8 protein-coding genes are annotated in these 8,906 nt (G+C 69.0%); all 8 read left to right on the top strand.

The window, feature by feature from the left end:
• Positions 1-79 precede the first annotated feature (79 nt).
• The 8 genes from gcvH (at position 80) to U9977_RS17155 (ending at position 8,363) form a co-directional block, all read left to right on the top strand.
• Positions 80-460: a glycine cleavage system protein GcvH gene (gcvH, locus tag U9977_RS17190; protein ID WP_322750290.1), complete on the top strand. Its 381-nt coding sequence runs from the start codon at positions 80-82 to the stop codon at positions 458-460.
• A gap of 283 nt (positions 461-743) precedes the next feature.
• Positions 744-1,295 carry an FHA domain-containing protein gene (locus tag U9977_RS17185; RefSeq protein WP_322750289.1) on the top strand — a complete coding sequence of 184 codons (552 nt, stop codon included), beginning with the start codon at positions 744-746 and terminating at the stop codon, positions 1,293-1,295.
• 16 nt (positions 1,296-1,311) lie between these two features.
• Entirely contained in the window at positions 1,312-2,076 is a 765-nt protein-coding gene (locus tag U9977_RS17180; protein WP_322750287.1) for a MerR family transcriptional regulator, read from the top strand.
• Between the two features lie 223 nt (positions 2,077-2,299).
• A complete protein-coding gene (locus U9977_RS17175; RefSeq protein WP_322750286.1) occupies positions 2,300-2,785 on the top strand; it encodes a bifunctional nuclease family protein in 486 nt (161 codons plus the stop codon).
• A gap of 310 nt (positions 2,786-3,095) precedes the next feature.
• Positions 3,096-3,662 (top strand): MerR family transcriptional regulator, encoded by a 567-nt coding sequence (locus U9977_RS17170; RefSeq protein WP_322750285.1) that lies wholly within the window; start codon positions 3,096-3,098, stop codon positions 3,660-3,662.
• Between the two features lie 252 nt (positions 3,663-3,914).
• A complete protein-coding gene (locus tag U9977_RS17165) occupies positions 3,915-6,989 on the top strand; it encodes an FtsK/SpoIIIE domain-containing protein (RefSeq protein ID WP_322750284.1) in 3,075 nt (1,024 codons plus the stop codon).
• Between the two features lie 119 nt (positions 6,990-7,108).
• A complete protein-coding gene (locus tag U9977_RS17160; protein WP_322750283.1) occupies positions 7,109-8,041 on the top strand; it encodes a hypothetical protein in 933 nt (310 codons plus the stop codon).
• A gap of 58 nt (positions 8,042-8,099) precedes the next feature.
• Complete coding sequence (locus tag U9977_RS17155; RefSeq protein WP_322750282.1) at positions 8,100-8,363, top strand: hypothetical protein; 264 nt, start codon at positions 8,100-8,102, stop codon at positions 8,361-8,363.
• Positions 8,364-8,906 lie beyond the last annotated feature (543 nt).

The following is an 8,906-nucleotide window of genomic DNA, read 5'->3' as shown; positions in this document are numbered from 1 at the left end:
GGGACACCCGGTTCGCTCTCCGCAAAGCGGTACTGATCTTTTCGATGGTTCGGAACCGACGGCTGGGAGGCGATACGCAGTGTACCCGGAAGATCTGAAGTACACCACAGAGCACGAGTGGATCCGGGTGACCAGCGGCACTGTGCGGGTGGGTATCACCTCGTTTGCACAGGAAGCGCTCGGAGACATCGTGTTTGTGACGTTGCCGGCGGTCGGTGACCGGGTGCAGGCCGGTGAGCCGTTCGGCGAAGTAGAGTCGACCAAGAGCGTCTCGGACGTCTACGCCCCGGTCTCCGGGGAGGTGATCGCTCGCAACGAGGTGCTCGACAGCACTCCGGAGCTGGTCAACTCCGATCCCTACGGTGAGGGTTGGCTGGTCGAGGTGGCCGTCGACGACGCCGGGACGACCGATTCCCTGCTCGACGCGGACGCCTACGCCCAGCACGTGAAGCGAACGTGATGATCTGCACATGTAGTCTGGCGTTCAGGTCCACGCCACGCAGGAATAGCTGACCTACTCCCTTTGCGCGGTAGTGGACCCGATGCACTAGCCTCATTGTGCGCCGGGAAGGCGATACGAGGCCGGGATGTCGCGGTCGGTGTCGACCCTTCCGGCTTCGGGGCCGTCCGCGCGGTGGGTGGGTGTCCCCGAGGAGGAATCGAACTTTCGCCACCCCAGGCAGGTGGCCCGAGCGGCCGACCCAACCGCACCCGCGGCGGTCCGGCAGGAAGCAGACGCGACCGTGTTCTGCACGAGGTGCGGACAGCAGAACCCGACTGATGCGTTGTACTGCGCGCGGTGTGGGTCTCCACTGGTACGTCCAGGTGAGCCCGTCGCGCCGGAACGACCTGCCGAGCAGACGTCGACGCTCAACCTTGCCGCAGCCCTTTCGGGTATCGAGGGTGATCACGTCGACGAGTCGACCGAGCGGGATGCCGTCGCCGCCGTTGACGCGTTGCCACCGGGTTCAGGTTTGCTCGTGGTCAAGCGAGGGCCCAACGCGGGCAGCCGCTTCCTGCTGGATGCCGACCTGACGACGGCGGGCCGGCATCCGGAAAGCGATATTTTCCTGGATGATGTGACGGTGTCGCGCCGTCACGCCGAGTTCCATCGGTCTCCGTACACGAAGGGCTTTGCCGTTCGTGACGTAGGTAGCCTCAACGGCACCTATCTCAACCGGGAGCGGATCGACTCGGCCGAACTGTCCAGTGGTGACGAGGTCCAGATCGGCAAATTCCGACTGGTGTTCCTGACTGGATCAATCATGGCGACGGGTGGCGGGGGGCCCCAGTGAGCCGATGGTCCCATCGATGAACGCCGGTCGGGCCACGACATCGTCCGTGCCGATGCCCGCTCGGGCCCCGGCGGGTGGCTCCCCCGCGAAGACGTTCAACATCGGCGAGGTACTCGATCGACTGAGGCTGGACTATCCCGACGTGACGCTGTCCAAGATCCGATATCTGGAGGCGGAAGGTCTGGTGGTCCCGGCCCGGACGAATGCGAACTATCGTAAGTACTCATCCGATGATGTGGGTCGACTCCGTTACATACTCGGCGCACAGCGGGAACGCTTTCTGCCGCTGCGAGTGATCAAAGAGGAACTGGAGTCCATCGACCGCGGCGAGCACCCGCGTGAGCGGTCCGGCCCTCGCCCGGTCGCACCACCCCCGCCCCGCGTCCTGGACATGATCGTCGATGGCGGCGAGACGGTGCGGATGTCGCGCCGGGAGCTGCTCGCCGCCACCGGCATCGGTGACGATCAACTTGTCGAACTCGAACAGTACGGGCTGCTCGCGCCCCGCCCCGGCGGTAGCTATTTCGACGGGGACGCGCTGGCGGTCGCACGCACGTTCGCCGCGCTGAGCGCCTTTGGCGTCCAGCCTCGTCACCTGCGTTCCTCGCGGGTCGCGGCCGATCGGGAAGCGGGACTGATCGAACAGGTGGCGGCCCCCCTACGGGGGCAGCGCGACCGTCCCGGCGGGCACGCGCAGGACACCGTGGACGAGCTCGCGGGTCTGCTGGTTCGGCTGCACGCCGCCCTGCTGCGCTCACGGTTGCGGGCCGGGCCGAGCTGATGACGCCACCTCGGCATGTCCGTGGATCAGTCTTTCGCAGGCCGATTCGCCCGCGGGCACCTATCGTTGACAGTGGGGTGGAAGATGTCCACGGTAGTCGATCTTTCCGGATGCACCGGGCACGCTGACGAACTCCAGCGACGGGGATACTGTCACCCGGTGGGCGTCTACAGTTTCCGCTCAGATCATCCCGTCCTGCTCACCTGTGCGAGGAGGTAGATCGGTGCATCGGCTGGACATCGTCGGCGTTCGTGTCGAGCTTCCGTCGAAGCAGCCGATCGTCCTGTTGAAGGAGGTCGGAGGTGAGCGCTACCTGCCCATCTGGATCGGCGCGGTGGAGGCGACAGCCATCGCGTTCGCGCAGGAGGGCATCACGACCGCCCGTCCGATGACCCACGATCTCATGCGTGATGTGCTGCAGGCCCTGCAGACGGAACTCACGAGGGTGACCATCAACGATCTCCAGGACGGGGTGTTCTTCGCGACGCTCGTGTTCGGAAACGGAGTCGAGGTCTCGGCCCGGCCGTCGGACGCCATCGCGCTGGCCATGCGGATGGGGGTACCCGTCTACGGCGAGGAGTCGGTACTCGCCGAGGCTGGCATCACCGTGCCCGAGGATCAGGAACAGGAGCAGGAGAGCGAGCTGGAGAAGTTCCGAGAGTTCCTGGACACGATCTCACCGGAGGACTTCAACACACCAGGCTCCTGATCGTGTATTCCCCGTCACGCGGTGGATCAGGATCGTCACCGGGCGGCGTCACCAGGTGGCAGCACCAGGCGGCATTGCGAGCCGTTGCGGCACGTGTGCGGTTGTATCCTCAATAGTTCGGGCTGGGCGTGCTTTCATGCGGTTGCGGACACGTCAATCCTGATCATTGATCCAACCGTCGAGGGCTCTTACCGTCGAGTCGAGGTTGCGGTCCCGCCACGGCGGCCGCGCACGGCGATGCTGTGGCGGGGCCGGGTGAGCCCGGGAGCCGGTTGGTGGGACGGATGGCGACAGCGATGATCGGACGGCGATGATCGAGCAAGGTCAGCTCTTCCCGGATGATCTTCCTCAACCTCCTGGCGATGATGTCGGCTACCGGGGGCCCACCGCGTGCGCCGCCGCGGGGATCACCTATCGGCAGCTCGACTACTGGGCCCGTACAGGGCTTGTCGTGCCGAGCGTGCGAGGCGCCACCGGGTCGGGTAGCCAGCGGCTGTACTCCTTTCGCGATGTGCTGGTTCTGCGGGTCGTACGCAAACTGCTTGAGGCGGGGGTCTCCCTGCAGAACATCCGTGCCGCCGTGGACTGCCTGCGCGTCCGCGGGATCGACGATCTTGCCAGGGTCACCCTGGTCAGCGACGGGTCGACGGTGTACGAGTGCACCTCCGACGACCAGGTCATCGACCTCGTCCAAGGAGGGCAGGGGGTCTTCGCGATCGCGGTCGGCCGGGCCGTGCGGGACATGCGCGGGCAGCTGTCGCAACTGCCGACCGAGCGGCCCGAACGCCCGGGACCGGTCGGGCACCCGGCGCACGTCGCCGTCGGTCATCCCGGGGACGAGCTGGCCAACCGGCGCGGCCGGCGCAGCTCAGCCTGAACCAGCGGGAAGCCCGGGGGCCGACGCGGCTACCCGACCGTGGTCACGTTGCTGGACCGAACCCGCGGGGACGGGGAGCATGAGGCGCCGGCCCGTCCGGTAGCGTCACATCGGCGCAGGCCCACCCAGTCAAGGGAAAACCCCGCCTTCGTCGGATCTCGTCGTTAGGTTGGTTCTACCGGTAGGTCACGGGTCGGCCAGGACGCCACACCACCATCGTCGTGCCATTTGCTTGATCGCGGGGAGGTCGCGGTGTCGGGCACTCGGCGAGTGCGGACGCTGGTCACTGGCATCCAGACATGCCTCGGTGAGGCGCTGAGCCTCGCCGATCGGCTGGAGGCGCTGGCCGACCAGGTCGAGCTGCCCGAACCGGACGCGCCCCTTGCGGGTACCGGTACGCGTCCGACCGACCAGCTCCACTGGCCCGACGACGCCTGGCACACCGGATCCAGCGCTGCGCAGCGGGTGCCCATCGCGCTCAGCGCCGCGGCCTCGATCGCCCGTGAGCAGGCGCCCGCTCTCGCCGGCGCACGGTGGTCGGCGCCGGCGTGGACGCCGGTGCGCCAGGCCGGCCTGGCCGGGCACCCCACGCCTGGCGAGCCGGTGTCCGCACCGGAAGTGTCCGTGCAGGGAGTGTCAGCACCGGGCGTACCCGTGCAGGGAGCCGCGGAACGGCACTACCGGCCAGGCCTGTGGCGGGTGGGGAGAGTGATCGTCCCACCGCTGCTGCCCGGCGGAGTCACCGCCGAGGTTCCCCTCGCCGTCAGCCTGCTCGACGGCGGCAACCTGCGCATCGTGGTGGACCGTGACCGCCGGGGTGAGGGGGTCGGCGTTGTGCGCGGCCTGCTCACCCGGGTGCTCGCGGCGGCGCCGGCCGGGTCGGTGCGGGTCATCGTCTACGACCCTTATGAGCTGGGGGCCGGGCTTGCAGGTTTCGCCCCGCTGCGGGCCGCCGGCGTCGCCAGCCCCACCCTGACCACCCGAACCCGCCTGGAAGGCGTGCTCGCGGAGCTTTCCGCGGAGGTGGGGCGGATCACGGTCGACCGGCTCGGCGGCCGGTTCGCCTCGTTGCGGGAGCGAGAAGCCGCCGGCCTGCCGCGGGCCGAGCCCTGGCGGCTGCTGGTACTGCTGGCCTGGCCGTCGCTGGCCGACGACGCCGCTCGGGCGCTGGCGGCGGTCGCCGCCCAGGGTCCTGCATGCGGTGTGCACGTCATCGTCCTGGCGGAGGAGGGCGCCGCCCCCGGTGCCCGACGCGGGCATGACACCCTGGCGCACGCTGAGACTCTGTGGCTGACCGACGACGGCGGGAATCGTCCTGCCGGGGACCCGGGCCGGCCCGAGGGCGACCGGCCGAGCTGGCGCTGCTCGCTGTCGGGTCCACTTCGATGCGACCTGGATGAACCCCCGCCCCCCGATCTGGTGGCCGCGGTGGCCCAGATCGTGGCTGCCGCCGCGGCCCACGAGGCCGCCCGGCCGCCGAACGCGCGCGCCCTGCTACCCGAGACGCTGTGGAGCTTTGACGCCGCCGGCGGTCTTGCTGTTCCGGTGGCGTTCGGCCCGGACGGCCCGGTGACGTTGCGGTTCGACGACGACACCGTCCACGCGCTGGTCGGCGGGCAGGCCGGAGCGGGCAAATCGACCTTGCTCCTTGATGTGGTGTATGGCCTGGCTGCCCGCTATGGCCCAGACCAGCTGCGATTTCACCTGCTCGACTTCAAGGAGGGGCTGGAGTTCGCCCAGTTCGCTCCCCGCGGTGACGACCCGTTCGTGCTGCCGCACGCGGACACGATCGGCATGGACAGCGACCGGGAGTTCGGGGTCGCCGTGTTGCGCCACGTCCGTGCCCTGATGCAACGCCGGGCCCTCGCCATGCGGGCCGTCGGGGCCCGGGACCTGCGCGGCCTGCGAGCCGCGCAGGTCGGTACCGGCTGGCCACGGATCATGATAGTGATCGACGAGTTCCAGGTGATGCTCACGCCGCTGGACGCGGTGTCGCGGGAGGCGGTCTCGCACCTGGAGGTGTTGGCGCGCCAGGGGCGCGCCTACGGGATCCACCTGCTGCTGGCCAGCCAGACCCTGTCGGGTATCGACGCTCTGGATGCGACGGCCGGTAAACGTGGATCGATCTTCGGGCAGTTCGCGCTGCGCATCGCGCTGCGTACCTCGATCTCGGAGTCACGGGTGCTGCTGTCGACCACCAACGAGGCGGCCGGAGCACTGGCCGGCGTCGGTGAGGCCATCGTCAACCGGCGCAACGGCCACCCGGCCGGCAACGAGCTCGTCCGGGTCGCCTATCCGGAGCCGGCACTGCTCGCCACGCTGCGTGCGAGCCTGTCCAGCGCGAACGTGTCCCGTACGAACGTGTCCCGCGCCGCGGGGAACCGGCCGCCGAAGGTCTTCGTAGGCCACGCCCCGGCGCTGTTGGACGACAATCCGTTGTTCCGTTCGCTGGCGGGCACGCCCGCACCGCTCGACCGCGGCGGGCCTGACCGCGACGCGCTGGATCCCGGTCACCGGGATTCCGGTCACCAGGATCCCGGTCACCAGGACGATGGGGAGGTCGCCGAACCGTTGGCGCTCGTCGGGGTTCCCCTCGATCTGCATCCCGCCGCCGTTGGCGTCCGCTTGTCCCCGCTGCCAGGACGCAACCTGGCGGTTCTCGGACCGCTGCGGCGTGAGGCCGTCGGCGTGCTGCACGCGGCCGTCACGAGCCTGGCAGCCCAGGCCGGGCCGGACGGGCTGGGGGTCGACATCGTCGCCGTCACCGGCGAGATGGCCCCGGTCGCCGACATCCTGGCCGAGCGGGTCCGGGCCTTCGGCCAGGCTGCCGAGGTTCATCCGCCGGCCGCCCTGCGCCGCGTGCTGGCCCAGACCAGTGACGCGGTGCGGGCCAGGGAGGAGTCGGCGCTGGCGGTGGGGACGGGCCCGCAGCACGGGCCGGCCCAGCCGCTACGGCTGCTCGTCCTGTTCGCCGCCGATGCGGGGCGCGGGGTCCTGGAGGCCAAGGACCCGGTCAGTCGTCGCTCCGGCCTGGATGATCTGCGTTTCGTGACCCGCCGGGGCCCGGTTCAGCGGGTGCACCTGCTCGGCTGGTGGCGCGGCCCAGGTCGCCTGCTCGATGACCTTGGTCCCACGCATCGGGACGACGTCGGGGCATGGATCGCGGTCGGCGTTCCCGGCAATGATCTGTTCAGCCTCGCCGGAAACCGGTCGGTCACGGCGGTGACAAGCGCCAACCGGGCAGTCCTGTTCGACCGCAACGGTCAGGCGGAAGCACGCACGATCATCCCGTTCGCGCCGTTGCAGCGGCGGGTGGACGCACGATGACCGGGCCGGTCATGGGAGTTGACCACAACGGTCACGGCAACCCGCGGTCGACCTCCGATGGAATCCACGGTTACCGGGCGTTGGTTGGTATGCCCGACCAATTGGGTAGATCTCTCCCTGTGCCCGACGGTGAGCCCGATCGTGACGGCGGCGACCTGCGTGATCCCCGTGATCCCGATCTCGACGATCCGAGGATCGCGATCGCGCAGTATCGGGCGCTGCTCGCCGAGCTTGACCAGGCTCGCACGAAAGTGGCGGACCGGGTACTGGCCGGCCGGGAACGGCGCGCTGCGCTGGCGCGCACGCACCGGGAATCCGCCGATGCCATCCGTTCCAGAGTCGACGAAGTGTGGCGGACGGTGGCCGAACCCCTCGCCCATCACGGCATCAGTGACCTCGACCAGCTTCGCCCCGCTCCGGTGACGGAATCCGATCATGACGATGTGGCTGCGGTGGCCCTGCGCAAACGTACGGACCGCTCAGCCGTTCGGGCCACGCACCGTCGCGGTGCTGGCAGCGGGCGCGGGCGGTCCACCGGCACGGCGCTGGAGCGCACGGCCCGCTCGGGGCGGCCCGCCGTGGACGCCGATGATCCCGTCGAATTCGACCCGGCCGCAGCGCCGGCCCGCGCTCACGAACTGTGTCTCACCGCGATGGGGCACGCCGCCGAGCTGCGGGCGATCACACGGGCGGGCCCGACGACGTCCGCAGCGATGATCATCGGGTTGGCCTGTCTGCTGGTAGCCGGCACGGTCACCGCGCTGCGGGTGTTCCTCGGCGTCGAGGCGCTCGCGTCCCTGGCCGGTGGCGCGCTGGTCGCCGGCGTGTGCGTGGTGGTCCTCACCGACGCGAGCCGCATCGAGGTGGCCCGGGCAGCGTTGCTCGGAGCGGGTACAGCCGGCGCCGCGGTGCTGGCGACCGCCCGGGTCGCACCCCTGAACCCACCTGGCTTGATCGCTTCCCTGGTGGCGGTTGTGCTGGCCGTCCGTTTCGGGCTCGGCATCGGAGCACCGCGAGATCCGCGAGATCCGCGAGATCCGCGGCGCACATGAACCGGCGGTTGTCCGGACCCGATCCCCGCGGCGGCGACAGAAGAAGGGCAGGATCTCTGTGACCAGCACCATCGCCGACGTCAAGTCCCAGCTTGGCGAGGCGTTCAAGCGCACTGATGAGGTCGTCGGCCAGTTGGACGGCGCGTTGACCATGATCGAAGAAGCGCAGGCAATCGTCCTGGCTGCGACCGACGGCAGCGCCCACCGGGCCGTGGAACAGCTGACGAGCGCCCTGATGGAAACCCGCGAACGCATCCAGGAGTCGCTGGCAGCTCTGGGATCCGCTGTCCAGGAAGTCCGGGACTACAGCGACGGACTTTGAAGTGCCCTCATGGCGCCATTAGAGTATTGATATAAATCAACTAGTTGTGAGAAATAGCACAAATTTTCGTGACCAATGGCCCGCGTTCGGTTGTCAGCGTGTCGCGGATGAAGATCTGGGTAACAATTCCGCGGGTTGTCCGCGACGCGATGCATCCTTTAGCCGGCCTTACTAAAGTCCGAGTTGTCCAGTCGGTCGCCGACGGTATGATCATGGTTTCTTTCGTGCCACCGTCGGCCCGACCAGGACAAGCCGGGCCGACGGTGGCGCGATCACGGCTCCTGCCGCACCGTCGGCGGCCCGGGAAAGTACCAACGCGTGGCAGTTCACGGGTCCGGCATCCGTCCGGCGCCGCTGCCACGCGACTGAGGAGGCCGCACCACCGTGCCGGTAAGCAGAATGCTCGACCTGCCGCTTGTACTTCTGTCCAACCGCGGCCCGGTGAGCTTCGACCGTGACGCTTCGGGACGAACGGTCACCCGAGGGGCGGGGGGCCTCGTTTCAGCGCTGTCGGGCCTCGCCGAGCACCTCGACGACGCCGTC

The organism is Protofrankia sp. Cas8 (assembly GCF_963555845.1).
GTDB lineage: Bacteria > Actinomycetota > Actinomycetes > Frankiales > Frankiaceae > Protofrankia.
This window is presented reverse-complemented; position numbering and strand designations above follow the sequence as displayed.